We start from the raw sequence: 14,127 nt of genomic DNA on the forward strand, positions 1-14,127 counted from the left end.
GCTTAACCAACGCGGCCCAGGAGAGGGCCGGGCATCTTCCCAACAGGGGGGTGCCCGGCCCTCAGAAACGGAACGTCTCAGTTGCCGGTTGGCCCGACGTACTCGCCCCGCTCGTTAAAGTTCACGCCGCTGCCGGTGACCTTCAGGGTGACCTGGGCTTCCGGCGTGCTGCCCGCCCCCGTTCCCAGCGGGTGCACCTCGTAGCGAACCTCCTGCTCGACGCCCGCTCGCCCACCGGGGCGGCTGAGGTAGCTCCAGGTGCAGTCGGCGGTGAGCCGAACCGTCTTGCGCCCAATCTGACGCTCGCCCCGGAAGACCCGCACCTCGTAGCCTTCGCCGCTGCCGGTGCCGCCGAAGCGGAAGGGGGCACTCACCCGCTCGCCGTCGTCGAGGCTGAGGGTCAGGGGCTGGTCACAGGTGGCCCCAGCGGCTGCTCCCGACACCACCATCAGAGGGAGGCTCGCCACCCGCTGACCCGCCTCGTCGACCACCGTGTACTCGCGCTGGCCCGCCGCCGGGCCGGGCACGTCCACCGTCCAGCTGCCGTCGTCTCCCGCCTGGAAGGTGCCCACGCTCACACCGTCCTCGTAGAGCTGATAGGTCGCGCCGGGCTGGGCACCGCTGCCCCGCAGCTCGAAGCCCCTGGCGGGCACCTCGGCCCCGGAGGCGGGTTCCTCGATGGTGAGGTTGCCCGCGGCGGCAGCCCCGCTCGCATCGCCATTCGCGCCGAAGCTGTCGCTGCCCGCGTTGGCCTGGTCCGCCGCTACCACATTGAGGGGCAGGGTGGCGACTTCCTCGCCCGCCGCGTCCTCGACCGTGTAGGTTTGCTCGCCCAGGGGTGCGGCCTCATCCACCACGTCCACATTCCACAGGCCGTTTTCGCCCACCTCGATGGTGCCGACCTCGGTGCCCCCGCGCAGCACCCGGTAGGTTTCTCCCGCCGGACCGCTGCCGCGCATGTTAAAGCCCGTGACCGGCACGTCGGCCCCCTGGGGCGGCTGGGTGACCGCGAACTCGCCCTGGGACACGTCCCCGGCCCCCACCACCACCACCGGCAGCTCGCCGACCTGCTCGCCCGCCGCGTTCTGGAAGGTATAGAGCAGCTCGCCCGGCACGGCGGCCCCGTCGGCGACCTCGGCTTGCCAGGTGCCGTCCTCGCCCGCCGTAAAGGTGCCCAGGTCCTCGCCCCCGCGCCGAATGGTGTACGCCTCGCCGGGCGTGCCGGTGCCGCGAATGGTAAAGCCGCTCGCGGGCACTTCACCGCCGCGGGCGGGTTCGGTGACGGTAAAACCAGTGGCTGCTGTGCCCGTCTCGGTGGTCCCAGTCACGGCGGGGGTGGCCTGGCGGTTTTGGCCCAGCAGCCAGCAGCCCCCCAGCGCGAGCAGGGGAATGAGCAGCACCCACCAGGGAAAGCCCCGGCGGCGGGCGGTCGTCGCGACCGTCTGGGTGGTCGTGACGGGGGCGGGGGGTGGCGGCGGCGCGACGGGCCGGGCAGCGACGGGTTCACCAACCTCCTCGACCACCGTGGGCACCGCGCTCACCACGGCGGCGGTCGTTCCGCTGGCGGCGGCCACGTGGCCCAGGCGACCCAGCAGGAGCGGCAGCGTGAGGGTAAAGAGGGGCCGCAGGGATTCCGCGCTGAGGCCAGTGGCTGCCGCCGCCCGCTCCGCCGGACCCGCCGGGTTCAGGCCCGGCACGGCGGACGCCAGCAGGTCCCCGGCTCGGCGGTAGTTCTCGGCCTCACCGGGGTCGGTCAGGGCCGCGTCCAGCGTGGCGGGCGCGGGAATGGCCCCAGCCGCCTCTCGTAGCACATTGGCGTGCGTGCCCTGCGCGGCCCGTAACGCCTCTGCTTGCAGCGGCAGCCCCGCCTCCAGCGCCCGCCGGGTTTGGTCGGGGGTTAGCGCGGCGGCAGCGGCGAGGCGAGAGAGGCCGGGTTCGGCAAGAAACCAGGAGTGGGGGGTGGGGTCGGTCATCGGTGGGGGTCTCCTCTCAGGGATGGGGGGACTCATGAAGGCTGCCGTCCGTCATCTGGCTCGTCCGCCTTTGCCCCTTTCTTCTCCAGACCTTAAATGACCCCGCCCCCCTTTTTGGGTTCCTCTGGACAAAAGATGAAGGGGCGCTCTCATGCCACCCTTGCGCCCCAGCATTTCCTTTGGATTTCTTGGCGATGCCTTTATTCTTCGGTGCTCAGGACCGCCAAGAAAGCCTCTTGCGGTACCTCCACCGTGCCGATTTGCTTCATGCGGGCGCGGCCCTTTTTCTGTTTTTCCAGCAGCTTTTTCTTACGGCTAATATCGCCGCCGTAACACTTGGCGAGCACATCCTTGCGGTAGGCCTTGACGGTGGCACGGGCGATAATCTTGCCGCCGATGGTGGCCTGCACGGGCACTGGGAACATCTGCCGGGGAATCACTTCGGCCATCTTGTCTACGATTTTGCGGCCCAGCGAATAGGCCTTGTCCTCATGCACGATGACGGCGAGGGCGTCTACGACTTCGCCATTGACCAGGATGTCGACCTTGCGCAGCTCCCCCTCGCGGTAGCCGATTTGCTCGTAATCCATCGAGGCGTAGCCCCGCGAGATGGACTTCAGGCGGTCATGGAAGTCATAGAGAATCTCGGCAAAGGGCACCTCGTAAATCAGTTCGACCCGCTTGCCGACGTAGTTCATGGTGACCATCTGGCCCCGGCGCTCTTGCAGGAGCTGCATCACTGGCCCCACGTAGTCTTCGGGCAGCATGACCGAGAGCTTGATGTACGGCTCCTCGACAAGCTCGATGCGGTCGCGGGTGGGAAACTCGGCGGGGTTTTGGGTTTCGAACACCTCGCCGTTGGTCAGGGTGACCCGGTACACCACGGCGGGGGCCGTTGCAATCAGGTCGAGGTCAAACTCGCGCTCCAGCCGTTCTTGCACGATTTCGGCGTGCAAGAGGCCCAGGAAGCCGCAGCGAAAGCCGAAGCCCAGCGCCTCCGAGGTCTCCGGCTCAAAGGTAAAGGCCGCGTCGTTGAGCTTGAGCTTTTCCAGGGCGTCGCGCAGCTTGCGATAGTCCTCGGTGGAGGTGGGGTACAGGCCCGAAAACACCACCGGCTGCGCGGGCTTGAAGCCGGGGAAAGGTTCGGGGGTGGGGCGGCCCTTTTCGGTCAGGGTGTCGCCCACCTGCGCGTCGTGGATGTCCTTGATGCCCGCCGCGACCCAGCCCACCGTGCCCGCCGGAAGCGAGTCGCCCACGACCAGGCCCGGCGAAAAGGTGCCCAACTTGTCCACCTCGAAGGTCTTGCCCGTCGAGAAGAGCATGATGGCCTGCTTGGGGGTGAGGGTCCCCTCCAGGACCCGCACGAACAGGATGACGCCCTGATAGGCATCGTAAAAGGAGTCGAAAATCAGCGCCTTGAGCGGGGCCTGCGGGTCGCCGGAGGGCGGCGGGACGCGCTCCACGACCGCTTCCAGAATCTCGCCAATCCCCAGGCCCGCCTTGCCCGACGCAAAGATGGCTTCCTCGGCGGGAATGCCGATGACCTCTTCCAGCTCCTGCGCGGCCCCCTCCGGGTCGGCGGCGGGGAGGTCAATCTTGTTGACGACCGGGATGATTTCGAGGTTGTTGTCAATGGCGAGGTACGCGTTGACGATGGTCTGCGCTTCTACCCCCTGCGAAGCGTCCACGAGCAAGAGCACGCCCTCGCAGGCGGCGAGTGAGCGGCTGACCTCGTAGTTAAAGTCCACGTGTCCCGGCGTATCAATCAGGTTGAAGATGTACTCTTCGCCGTTCTCGCGGCGGTAGGTCAGGCGAATGGGCGTGGATTTGATGGTGATGCCGCGCTCGCGCTCCAGCTCCAGCGTGTCGAGGGTCTGGTCGCGCTTGTCGCGCTCGCTCATCGCGCCGAGCCGCTCGAGGATGCGGTCGGCCAACGTGGACTTGCCGTGGTCCACGTGGGCGATGATGGAAAAGTTGCGGATGTTGGCGGTCGGCCCTTCGGTCACGGGGAGCAGTGTACGGCACCGCCCCCACCAACTTTGTTCGGCGGGGCGTGCCGCAAGTTCGCTAGCAGCCTACGATTCGCGCCGGGCCTGGGCCGCCGCCCGGTTGGCCAGGATGAAAAAGGTCGGTGCCCACAGGCCCACAAAGATGCCGAAGCGCTCGCCGTGGGCGCGTTCCTCGGCACTCTTGCTCTGGCCGCCCTGCGAGGACCAGATGACGATCGACCCCAGGATAGAAGCGGCTCCGGCCAACGTGAGGAGTTGGGCAAGGTTGCGGTTTGACATCACAGTCCTCCCTGGCGGGGAAAATCCGTCGCGCCCCCGCCCCGGCCCCGGCCCCTGCGGCTCGCCCGCGGCCCGCTGCCGCCCGGCGATGCGCCGCGCCCGCGGCTCCCTGTCACTGTGCCCCGCCGCGCCGCTCGACTCTGCATGCTGGGCGACAACTCGGCCTGCTTCCCGCGTCCGCCCGCTCAGGGCAGCAGCCTGCCTTCCCTGTCTTCCCGCAGCAGCCGGGCAATCGGCGCGTACCCCCGCCGGTGCACCGCGCTGACCCCCAGCCGCTCCAGCGCGGCGCGGTGGCCCGGAGCGCCGTAGCCCTTGTGGGCCGCAAAGCCGTAGCCGGGGTGCGCGGCGTCGAGGTCCGCCATCACCCGGTCGCGCTCGGTCTTGGCGAGGAGGCTGGCGGCGGCGACCGAATAGCTCAGGGCGTCGGCTTTGGGGGGAGCCAGCAGCGGCAGGGGCGTGCGCAGGCGCAGGTAATCGGTCAGCAGGGCCTGCGGGGCCGGGTCCAGCCGCGCGAGTGCCCGCGCCGCTGCCGCGTGGGTGGCCCCCAGGATGTTCAGCCGCTCGATTTCCTCCGGCCAGGCGTGCTCGACCGCCCAGGCCACGGCCACCCGCCGGACCTCCGCCGCCAGCGCCTCCCGCCCCGCCGCCGTGAGCTGCTTGGAATCCCGAAACGGATACTCCTGCGCCGAGCCGGGCAGGATAACCGCCGCCACCGTCACTGGCCCCGCCCAGGCTCCCCGCCCCGCCTCATCCACCCCGGCCACCCGGAAATACCCGCGCCGCCAGTGCTCGCGCTCGAAGGACCAGTCGGGGGTGACGGGGGGCATGGGGGGCAAGCTATCAGCCGTCAGCCGTCAGCGGCCAGTTTCCAGCAGCGTTTGACCGAGGGCTGATAGCCTCATCCCCGTGACGCGCAAGCCCAGGCCCAAAGTTCGCCTCTCTCGTCCGGCTCGGCCCCCCGCCGAGGTGCCTGCCCAGGCCGAGGCCGGGGGCTATTTCGAGGTGCGCCCGGCGGTCTTGCCGCCCCGCTTGGAGGGGCTGCGTGCCCTGACCAAGCCCGGCGTGCGCGGCTTTCCAGGGGTAGACGACGCGCAGGCGCTCCTCGCGCAGGTGATGCGCAAAGACCGGGTGCGGGGGGACGTGCTCGACCTCGCGGCAGGGGGCGGGCTGCTGGGGTCGCTGCCCGGCGTGACCCTGCGGGCGGTGGAGGGGTCGGCCCCGGCGCTGGCGGCCTTGCGGGAAGCTGGACTGGACGCCCAAGCCGCCGCGCCCGGCGACGACCTGCGGGAGCGCTGGCCAGAGCGCCCGCGCACCGTGGGCCTGGTGCTTGCTGGAGACCGGGGCAACGCCTACGCCCTCGCGCAGGTGGCCTGGGCGCACGCCTGCACGCCCCCCGGCGGAACCCTCTATCTCGCCGGAGACCGTGACAAGGGCTACGACCGCTATGTCCGTGCCGCCGCCCAAGCCTTTGGCAGCGGCGAGACGGTCGCTCGCGACGGCGGGATGCGGGTAGCCCGGCTGGTGCGCCGCCCCGGTCCGACCCCGCCCCTCCCCGACCCGGAGGGGTACGCGCTGGGAGAGCTGCGGGTCGTGGGGTTGCCGGGGGTGTTCAGCGCCGCGAAGCTCGACCGGGCCACGGCCCTGCTCTTGGGCGTCCTGGAAGAGGTGGACCTCACCGGGCGGCGGGTGCTCGACCTGGGCTGCGGCACCGGGGTGCTGGGGGCGTGGGCGGCGCGGCGCGGCGCGGCGGTCACCCTGGCCGACGCCGACCTCCAGAGCGTGCGCAGCGCGCAGGCGACCCTTGCCGCAAACGGGCTGCCCGGCGAAGTCCTGCACAGCGACGTGGACGCGGGGCTGGGCGAGCGCACCTTTGACGCCGTGCTCACCAACCCGCCCTTTCACGTGGGACGCGGGGTCGTGCTCGACGTGGCCCGCGAGTTCATCGCGGCAGCGGGGCGGCGGCTGACGCCCGGCGGCACCCTCCTGCTCGTCGCCAACGAGCCGCTGCCCTATGAGGCGGCGCTGCGCACCCTCGGCCCGGTGCGCGAGCTGCGCCGCGAGGGGGGCTTCAAGGTCCTGGCGGTGACGCGGGGGGGCTAGGCGGGGCCGCGCCCGGCGTCCAGCACCGCCCGCACCCGTTCGGGCAGCAGGGCGCGGTCCGAGCGCGTGAGGGGGCGGCGGGGAGCGCGGCGCGTCAGGGCGACCCACAGCTCGGCCTGCTCGGTCAAAAACTCGCGGTATCCGGCCTCGCCGCCCCCGCGCACGCACTCCAGCGCGAGCAGCTCCAGTGTTTCGCCGAGCGCCGCGAGCGCGAGAAAACGGGCCGCGTCCGCGCCGCTGTGGCCCAAGCGGTCGGGCAGCGCGGCGAGGCGCTCTGGGTGACGTGTGAGCGAGCGGGCCGCCCGCTTGACGTTGGGGTCTTCCAGGGTCAGCGTGCAGGCCCGGCAGGGTTGCTCGCGGCTGGCTTCGCCGCACACCGGGCAGGGCCGCCAGCCCTGTTCCTCGCGCCAACGCCGCGCCCGCGTCACGGCCTCCGCCGCCCGCAGCGCCGCCCCGTGCAGCTCCCCCCCCACGTCCCGCACGAGCGCCCGCGCCCGCTCGCGGTCGGGCGCGGGCAGGGGCGCTGGGCGCGGCGCGTCGGGGGGCGGAGGCACTCGGCCCACGCCAAAGCGGATTTCCGTGACCTGCTCTTCGCCCAGCACCTCGTTCAGCCGCCGCAGGAAGTGGTGCCGCTGGAGGGTGAGGTGGTGCGCCGTTGCCGAGTCGCGGACTTCCACAAAGAGGGTGCCGCCCTGCTGCGACCGGGGCCGGGTCAGCCGGGCGATTTCTGGCCCAACGGCCTGCGGCCACAGCAGCAGCGCCCGCGCCCGCTGCACGCCCTTGGCCAGGCGGGCGCTGCCCAGCGTGGCCCCCATCAAGTCGGAGAGGCCCCGCGGACCACCGAGGCGGCGGGGGTTACTCATGGGTGTCTCCGGCACTGACAGTGGGAAGTGGGGAGGGGTCAGTGGTGTGGGGCCTCTTGGCTTTTGCCACTGCCCACAGCCTCCTTCCCACTGCCCGCCTCACGCCGTCACCTCCAGCGCTCCCGTCCCCACCGTGACCCCCTCGGCGGTGAAGCGCCCCGCGTGTGCCCGCAGGCTCAGGGCCGCGCCGGGGACGCGCTCGGTGCCGGTGACGATGGCTTGCGGCACGCTGGCGGCCAGCTCCAGTAAAAACGAGCGGCGGCCAGGGTCGAGTTCGGCGGAGAAGTCATCGATCAGGAGCACGGGCTTTTCGCCGAAGCGCTCGGCAAGCAGCTCCAGCTCGGCGCGGCGCAGGGCCAGCGCCACCGTGCGGCCCTCGCCCCGGCTGGCGTACTCGCTCGCGGGAAAGTCGCCCAGCCGCAGCACGAGGTCGTCGCGGTGCGGCCCGGTGACGGTGGCCCCCCGCGCGAGTTCCTCGGCCCGCTTGCCGCGCAGGTCAGCCCCGTAGGTTTCGGGGGCGGTCGATTCCTGCAGGCTGAGGCTCAGGGCCTTGCGGCTGCCAAGCGCGGCATTCGCCTCCGCCGCGAGTTCGGCCAGGCGGGTCAGCGCTCGGCGGCGAAAGAGCATGATGTCAGTGCCCAGCCCGACGAGCGCCTCGTCCCAGACGTGCATGGCCCAGTCTTCGCCCGCCCGCAGGGCCGCGTTGCGCTGCGAGACGGTGCGCTCGTAGCGGGCGAGCTGCTGGCGATAGCGGGCGCTGAGGCGCGAGAGCAGCGCGTCGAGATAGGCCCGCCGCCCCGCCGGAGGCCCGAACACCAGCTCGCTGTCTTCGGGGCGAATCCAGACCGCGCTGCCGCGGGGCAAGTCGCCCGTCCTCACCCGCACCCCATCGACCTTCAGAACCCGCCGCCCGCGCCCCAGCCCGACCTCCTGAAGGCTGAGGCTGCCGCCCTGCTGCACATCGGCCCGCACGTAGGCCTCGCGCTCGCCCGCACAAACGAGCTGCTCTAGGCGGGTGACGTCCGTCAGCCCGGTCAGGGCGAGATAGGCCGCCTCCAGGAGGTTGGTCTTGCCCGCCCCGTTCTCTCCGAATACGCCCGTGACCCCCGCCGGAAACCTCAGGGTGTCCGGCGCGAGGTTCCGGTAGTTCAGGGTGGAGAGCGCCGTGAGCTGCACTCCCCCAGTCTAGCGGGGAGGGGCCAGGGGGGCGGTGCCGCAGGCCGCAGTTGGTCGCAAAAGGGCCAGCTCCCCGCTGAGGTGCTGCGCGAGCGGCTGGAGGGCGCGTAGCCCGTGGTTTGTCGCTTGTGGAGGGCAGGGGCGGACGCTGGCGCTTTTCGCTCTACAAGCCACACGCCACCAGCCACAAGCCCCCTATGCCCCCTACGCCTCCCGCGTCGCCAGCCCCCGCAGCGTGCCGACCAGCTCGCGGGCGGCGGAGGGGTCGGGGGCCTGCGCGAGGGCCTCTTGCAGCAGGCTGAGGCCCTCATGCGCCTCAGCGTCGGCGCGGGCTTGGGCGTGCTCTACGCTGCCACTCTGCAGGAGCCAACGGTGAATCTGGGCGATGGCGGCGGGGTCCTTGTCGGGGCGGGGGAGGGCCATTTGCGCCAGAAAGAGTGCTCGCTGGTCAGCTGGGGCGGTCGCCAGCCAGTGCAGCACGATGAGGGTGCGCTTGCCCTCCAGCAGGTCGCCGCCTATCTCCTTGCCGTAGTGGGCCGCGTCGCCCCGCAGGTTGAGCACGTCATCCCGAATCTGAAAGGCCGCGCCGAGCCGGAGTCCGGCGGCGGTGAAGCGCTCGTCGGGGGTCTGTCCGGCGGCGAGCGCCCCCAGCCGCAGGGGGACGACCACGGTGTAGTGGGCGGTTTTGAGGCGCACCATCTCCAGATAGTCGGCTTCGGAAAGCGCCCATTCGCAGCGCTCGACCCAGCACAGGTCGAGGTGCTGGCCCTCGGCGGTGCGGTGCACCATCGCCAGGAACTCTTCCGGAGCGCCCCGCACGCCGCTGCGGTGCACGGCGGCCCACATGTAAGCGTGCAGGGCGTCGCCCGCGTTGAGGGCCAGTGGCACCCCGTGCAAACGGTGCAGGGCAGGTCGGCCCCGGCGCTCTTCAGAGTCGTCCTCGATGTCGTCATGAATGAGCACCCAGTTCTGAAACAGTTCCAGGGCCGCCGCGAGCCACTGCGCTCCCTCCCAGGCCGGAGTGCCGCTTCGCACCCCGTGCGCCCGCGCGGCGGCCAGCAGCAGCGCCGAGCGCAGGCCCTTGCCGCCGCGCTGCGGGTAGTCGCGCAGCAGCTCATAGAACTGGGCCAGCTCCGGGCGGGTCGCCCCTGGCGGCGAGGGCAGCAGCGACAGCACGCGGGTCAGCAGGTCAGGGTGCATCGGGAGGCAGCATAGCGGGACAGAAGTGAGGTCTCGCCTCCTATGAACTCCGATTGAGCAGAGCGAGGAGGAGAAAGGAGGGTTCCGGGCGTGGAGTGACCAAACCGGGGCTTTTCCGGTTTGGTCACGAAACAGACAGAACCCCTCCCCACCCGTCCCCTCTACACTGCCGCCATGACCTCCGCTTCTCCCTCGCCCCGCCGAGCGGCCTGGGCGCTGCGCTGGGGGCTGCCCGCCCTCCTCGTGCTGGGGTTGGCGGCGCTGGGGCTGACGCCGGAGGCACGGGCCTTTGTGGGCGAGGGCTGGGCGGCCCTGACCTCCCGCGACCCGGCGGTCACCCGCGCCTTTGTGCAGGAACTGGGCTGGGCCGGGCCGCTCGCGCTGCTCGCGGGGTTCGTCCTCCAAGCGGCGGTGCCCGTGCTGCCCGCCCTGGTCATGACGGCGGTGACGGCCCGCGCTTATGGTCCGGTCGAGGGCTTCGTGCTCGTTTACCTGGGCACCCTGCTGGGAGCCGCCGCCGGGTACGGCCTGGGCCGGGCGCTCGGTGACCCGCTGGTGCGGGCCTTGGCGGGCGAGCGGGCGCGGGCGGCGGCCCACACCTTTGCGGAGCGCTACGGCCTGCAAGGGGTGCTGCTGGTGCGCCTGATGCCCGTGCTCTCCGCCGACGTGCTCAACCTCGTCGCGGGGGCGGCGGGGATGGGCTTCCGGCCCTTTATGGTCGCTACCGCTGCCGGAGCCTTGCCTGTCACCGCGCTGGTGGTGTGGCTCAGCGGCTCGGCGGGGCGGCTGGCCTGGGGGCTGGGGCTGCTCTCGGCGCTGGTGGGGCTGGGCGTGCTGGGGCGCTGGTGGCTGGGGTGGCGGGCGCGGCAGCGGCGCGGGCGAGGGAAGAGCGCCGAGCACCCCGGCAGCTGAGAAGAAGGGGAGCAGGCTCGCCCGCGCTACCGTGGGGGGCATGGGGGTGTGGCCATGCGCGTCTTGATTGTTGTGGCGACCGCCGCCGAAGCGGCCCCACTCGCGGACCTTCCTGCCGACGTGGTCGTCAGTGGGGTCGGCCCGGTCGCGGCGGCGCTGGCGACGGCGTCGGCGCTGGGGCGGAGCGGGTACGACCTCGCCGTCAGCGCGGGGGTGGGCGGGGCCTATCCGGGCAGCGGCCTCACGCCCGGCGACCTCGCGGTCTCGTCCCGCATCGTGCAGGCCGACCTCGGCGCGTGGGACGGCCCCACCTTTCTGGGCCTCGGTGCGCTGGGGCTGTCGGTGCTGCCCGCGGGGGCACACGCCGGGGCCTTTGAGGTCTGGAAGGGGGCGCGGGCACTCGCCGCCCGGCTGGGGGCGGGGTACGGGCCAGCCCTCACCCTGAGCACGGTGACAGGCAGCCGGGAAGGGGCGCAGGCCCTCGTCGCCCGCTACCCCGGCGCGCTCACCGAGGGGATGGAGGGGGCGGGGGTGGCCCACGCTGCCCTCCTCGCCGGTGTTCCCGCGCTGGAGCTGCGCGGCGTGAGCAACCCCGTCGGCCCCCGCGACCGGGCCGCGTGGCGTTTGCCCGCCGCCCTTGCGGCAGTCCGCCGGGGGCTAGAGGGGCTGCTGACAGGTCCTGGAGTTAGCTGCTGAGCGGGGCTGCCCCCGCCGCCGTGCCGGGAAACTGGATGGCCACGCTCACCACGGTTCCCGGCGGGGTCTGGGGGTCAATGTTCAGCCACTGGCTCGCCAAGACTGGGGGGGAAGGTTGCGGGTCGATGGCCCGCAGCAGCACCCGCCCCTGCGAGGGCACGAACACGCACCAGCCGTCCGCCGCTTCGCGAAAGGCGCGCACCGGGAGGATGCTTTGCAGGGTCACGTCGTCGGGGGTGGCCCAGTATTCGGCCAGCACGAGGGCGTGCTCGCGCCCGTAGTCGTCGGGGTTGAGGTCGAGTTGAATCTCGACCGTGTCGGGCCGCTCCGGCACGAGGTTCGTCCAGCCCGGCACGACATTGCGGCCACTCTGGGTGCTGCGAAACTGCTGCGGGGGGGTCAGGGGCTGGCTCATACGGGCAGGCTAGCGCGGCGGAGCACCCCGCTGCACCCAGGACCGAGCAGTATCCTGCGGGGGTTGTTTGGCGGCTTCGTCTCCCGTCTTTCCTTTCTCTCCGAGTCTTTCCGAGCGTTTCTCCGAGGACCCCCCTGCCATGACTGCTTCCGCCCCAGCGCCAACGCCCACCCTCCCCACCACCATGAAGGCCCTCAGCAAGCAGGAAGCCCGCGAGGGGCTGTGGATGGTGGAGGCCCCGGTGCCCACCCCCGGCCCCAACGACCTGCTGATTCGCATCAAGCAAAGTTCCATCTGTGGCACGGACGTCCACATCTACAAGTGGGACGAGTGGGCGCAGCGCACGATTCCCGTGCCCATGATTGTGGGTCACGAGTATGTGGGTGTGGTGGTCGCCATGGGGTCCGAGGTGCGCGGCTTCGCCATCGGCGACCGGGTCAGCGGCGAGGGACACGTCACCTGCGGGCACTGCCGCAACTGCCGCGCCGGGCGGCGGCACCTTTGCCGCAACACGCTGGGGGTGGGCGTCAACCGCCCCGGCTCCTTTGCCGAGTACCTCGTGCTGCCCGCTTTCAACGCCTTCAAGCTGCCGGACGACATTCCCGACGAGATGGCCGCCATCTTTGACCCCTTCGGCAACGCGGTCCACACCGCGCTCTCCTTTGACCTTGTGGGTGAGGACGTGCTGATTACGGGGGCGGGGCCTATCGGCGTGATGGCCGCCGCCGTCGCTCGGCACGTAGGGGCGCGGAATGTCGTCGTGACCGACGTCAATGACTACCGCCTGGACCTCGCCCGCCGCATGGGGGCTACCCGCGCCGTGAATGTCGCCAAAGAAGACCTCTGGGCGGTCGCCCAAGCCGAACTCGGCATGACGGAGGGCTTTGACGTCGGCCTGGAAATGAGCGGCTCTGGGGCGGCCCTGGCCCAGATGGTGGGGGTCATGAACCACGGCGGCAAGGTCGCCATCCTGGGGATTCCGGCGGGCCGGGTCGACATCGACTGGAACGCCGTCATCTTCAAGATGCTGACCCTGAAGGGCATCTATGGCCGCGAGATGTTCGAGACGTGGTACAAGATGACCGCCCTTATCCAGTCGGGCCTCGACCTCACGCCCATCCTGACCCACCGCTTTCCCATTGACGACTTTCAGCGGGGCTTTGATGCCATGCTGAGCGGACAAAGTGGCAAGGTCCTCCTCGACTGGGAAGCGGGGCGGTAGGCCGGGCACGCCTACTTTTCTTGAGTGGGGTCGTGTTAACCTGGCGTCGGAGGTCGGGTGCAGGCCCGGCAAAACGACATCATGGACTATTACGAGTTGCTGGGCGTGTCGCGGGACGCGAGCGCCGACGAAATCAAGAGCCGTTACCGCAAGCTGGCCCTGAAGTTCCACCCCGACCGCAACAAGGAACCGGGTGCCGCCGAGCAGTTCGCCAAGATTAACGAGGCCTATGCGGTTCTCTCGGACCCGGAGAAACGGGCGCACTACGACCGCTTCGGCTCGGCTCCGGGGGCGGGGATGCCCGGCGGGGACCCCTTTGGCGGGATGGGCTTTGACCCGATGGACATCTTCGAGCAGCTCTTTGGCGGCCTGAGCGGGGCGCGGGGGGGCCGCCGGGGTCCAGCCCGTGGCGATGACATCGAGGTCGAGGCGCGCGTCACCCTGGAGCAGGCCCGCGCGGGCGAAGAGATTGAGGTCGAGGTGGACCGTCTGACGGTCTGTGAGCACTGCCAGGGCCGCCGCAGCGAACCCGGCGGGCAGCCGCCCAAAACCTGCGCGACCTGCGGCGGCGTGGGCGCGGTGCGGGCGCAGGCGCGAACCATCTTCGGGGTGGTGGAAACCCAGCAGCCCTGCCCGACCTGCCGGGGCGAGGGTCAGACGATTGTGGACCCCTGCACGGTCTGCAAGGGGCGCGGCCACACACTGAAGACCGAGCAGGTGTCCGTCAAGCTCCCCCCCGGCATCGACGAGGGCTACCGCATTCGGGTGGCCGGGCGCGGGCACCACGGACCGGGCGGGAACGGCGACCTGTACGTGCATATCGAAATGCAGCCCCACCCGGAGCTGCGGCGCGAGCAGGAGCACCTGATTTACACGGCACCCATCGGCTTTGCCAAGGCCGTGCTGGGCGGCGAAATCACCGTGCCCACCCTCGACGGCCCGCAGACGGTGGAGGTCAAGCCGGGCACCGGACACGGCGAGTTGCACCGCCTGCGCGGGCGGGGAATGCCCCGGCTCCAGGGGTCGGGTGTGGGCGACCTGATTGTCGAGTATCAGCTCACCGTGCCTAAGCCCTCGCAGCTCAGCCCGGAAGCGAAAGAAGCCCTGCACGCCTATGCTCGCGCGGTCGGCGACGAGGTGAGCGAGCACAAAGAAGGCTTGCTCGGCAAGGTGGGCAAGCTGTTCGGGCGCGGCGACTGAAGGCGTTGCTGAGAAGCGGGGGAGCAGAACAGGGGAGGTGTTCCCGCCAGGGGAACGGTGCCTGCTCCTGCCCGCCCCCTGC

At 71.0% G+C, this 14,127-nt stretch carries 13 protein-coding genes; 5 read left to right on the forward strand and 8 right to left on the reverse strand.

Features of this window, described 5'->3' with window-relative positions:
- Positions 1-77 precede the first annotated feature (77 nt).
- The 4 genes from H565_RS0101400 to H565_RS0101415 all read right to left on the reverse strand — a co-directional run bounded on the left by H565_RS0101400 (position 78) and on the right by H565_RS0101415 (position 5,088).
- On the reverse strand, positions 78-1,973 hold the full coding sequence (locus H565_RS0101400) for a hypothetical protein (RefSeq protein ID WP_027459463.1): 1,896 nt from the start codon (positions 1,971-1,973) through the stop codon (positions 78-80).
- Positions 1,974-2,173: 200 nt separating this feature from the next.
- Positions 2,174-3,979 carry a translation elongation factor 4 gene (lepA, locus tag H565_RS0101405; RefSeq protein WP_027459464.1) on the reverse strand — a complete coding sequence of 602 codons (1,806 nt, stop codon included), beginning with the start codon at positions 3,977-3,979 and terminating at the stop codon, positions 2,174-2,176.
- Positions 3,980-4,048: 69 nt separating this feature from the next.
- Positions 4,049-4,261 carry a hypothetical protein gene (locus H565_RS0101410; protein WP_027459465.1) on the reverse strand — a complete coding sequence of 71 codons (213 nt, stop codon included), beginning with the start codon at positions 4,259-4,261 and terminating at the stop codon, positions 4,049-4,051.
- Between the two features lie 185 nt (positions 4,262-4,446).
- Positions 4,447-5,088: a ribonuclease HII gene (locus H565_RS0101415; RefSeq protein WP_034408008.1), complete on the reverse strand. Its 642-nt coding sequence runs from the start codon at positions 5,086-5,088 to the stop codon at positions 4,447-4,449.
- Between the two features lie 79 nt (positions 5,089-5,167).
- Here H565_RS0101415 and H565_RS0101420 point away from each other — a divergent pair, with 79 nt between their 5' ends.
- Positions 5,168-6,361: a class I SAM-dependent methyltransferase gene (locus H565_RS0101420; RefSeq protein ID WP_027459467.1), complete on the forward strand. Its 1,194-nt coding sequence runs from the start codon at positions 5,168-5,170 to the stop codon at positions 6,359-6,361.
- On the opposite strand, the gene H565_RS0101425 is transcribed toward H565_RS0101420, so the two are convergent.
- The 3 genes from H565_RS0101425 to H565_RS0101435 form a co-directional block, all read right to left on the reverse strand.
- On the reverse strand, positions 6,358-7,224 hold the full coding sequence (locus H565_RS0101425) for a DciA family protein (RefSeq protein WP_027459468.1): 867 nt from the start codon (positions 7,222-7,224) through the stop codon (positions 6,358-6,360). The two genes, H565_RS0101420 and H565_RS0101425, sit on opposite strands and share 4 nt — an antisense overlap.
- 99 nt (positions 7,225-7,323) lie before the next feature.
- Positions 7,324-8,400 (reverse strand): DNA replication/repair protein RecF, encoded by a 1,077-nt coding sequence (recF, locus tag H565_RS0101430; RefSeq protein WP_027459469.1) that lies wholly within the window; start codon positions 8,398-8,400, stop codon positions 7,324-7,326.
- 204 nt (positions 8,401-8,604) lie between these two features.
- Entirely contained in the window at positions 8,605-9,600 is a 996-nt protein-coding gene (locus H565_RS0101435) for a polyprenyl synthetase family protein (RefSeq protein ID WP_027459470.1), read from the reverse strand.
- A 174-nt stretch (positions 9,601-9,774) separates the two neighbouring features.
- Here H565_RS0101435 and H565_RS13940 point away from each other — a divergent pair, with 174 nt between their 5' ends.
- Positions 9,775-10,512, forward strand: coding sequence for a TVP38/TMEM64 family protein (locus H565_RS13940; protein ID WP_034402311.1), 738 nt, complete (start codon positions 9,775-9,777; stop codon positions 10,510-10,512).
- 54 nt (positions 10,513-10,566) lie between these two features.
- On the forward strand, positions 10,567-11,208 hold the full coding sequence (gene mqnB, locus H565_RS0101445; RefSeq protein ID WP_027459471.1) for a futalosine hydrolase: 642 nt from the start codon (positions 10,567-10,569) through the stop codon (positions 11,206-11,208).
- On the opposite strand, the gene H565_RS0101450 is transcribed toward mqnB, so the two are convergent.
- A complete protein-coding gene (locus tag H565_RS0101450; protein WP_027459472.1) occupies positions 11,198-11,623 on the reverse strand; it encodes a hypothetical protein in 426 nt (141 codons plus the stop codon). The genes mqnB and H565_RS0101450 overlap by 11 nt on opposite strands.
- Before the next feature lie 184 nt (positions 11,624-11,807).
- Here H565_RS0101450 and tdh point away from each other — a divergent pair, with 184 nt between their 5' ends.
- Positions 11,808-12,845: an L-threonine 3-dehydrogenase gene (tdh, locus tag H565_RS0101455; RefSeq protein ID WP_027459473.1), complete on the forward strand. Its 1,038-nt coding sequence runs from the start codon at positions 11,808-11,810 to the stop codon at positions 12,843-12,845.
- 81 nt (positions 12,846-12,926) lie between these two features.
- Positions 12,927-14,045 carry a molecular chaperone DnaJ gene (gene dnaJ / locus H565_RS0101460; RefSeq protein ID WP_027459474.1) on the forward strand — a complete coding sequence of 373 codons (1,119 nt, stop codon included), beginning with the start codon at positions 12,927-12,929 and terminating at the stop codon, positions 14,043-14,045.
- Positions 14,046-14,127 lie beyond the last annotated feature (82 nt).

The organism is Deinococcus murrayi DSM 11303, assembly GCF_000482805.1.
Taxonomy (GTDB): domain Bacteria; phylum Deinococcota; class Deinococci; order Deinococcales; family Deinococcaceae; genus Deinococcus; species Deinococcus murrayi.

Coding starts and splice junctions, on each gene's coding strand:
- H565_RS0101400 (WP_027459463.1), bottom strand. CDS start 1,973: ATGACCGACCCCACCCCCCACTCCTGGTTTCTTGCCGAACCCGGCCTC.
- H565_RS13940 (WP_034402311.1), top strand. CDS start 9,775: ATGACCTCCGCTTCTCCCTCGCCCCGCCGAGCGGCCTGGGCGCTGCGC.
- H565_RS0101410 (WP_027459465.1), bottom strand. CDS start 4,261: ATGTCAAACCGCAACCTTGCCCAACTCCTCACGTTGGCCGGAGCCGCT.
- mqnB (WP_027459471.1), top strand. CDS start 10,567: ATGCGCGTCTTGATTGTTGTGGCGACCGCCGCCGAAGCGGCCCCACTC.
- H565_RS0101435 (WP_027459470.1), bottom strand. CDS start 9,600: ATGCACCCTGACCTGCTGACCCGCGTGCTGTCGCTGCTGCCCTCGCCG.
- dnaJ (WP_027459474.1), top strand. CDS start 12,927: ATGGACTATTACGAGTTGCTGGGCGTGTCGCGGGACGCGAGCGCCGAC.
- H565_RS0101450 (WP_027459472.1), bottom strand. CDS start 11,623: ATGAGCCAGCCCCTGACCCCCCCGCAGCAGTTTCGCAGCACCCAGAGT.
- H565_RS0101415 (WP_034408008.1), bottom strand. CDS start 5,088: ATGCCCCCCGTCACCCCCGACTGGTCCTTCGAGCGCGAGCACTGGCGG.
- tdh (WP_027459473.1), top strand. CDS start 11,808: ATGAAGGCCCTCAGCAAGCAGGAAGCCCGCGAGGGGCTGTGGATGGTG.
- H565_RS0101425 (WP_027459468.1), bottom strand. CDS start 7,224: ATGAGTAACCCCCGCCGCCTCGGTGGTCCGCGGGGCCTCTCCGACTTG.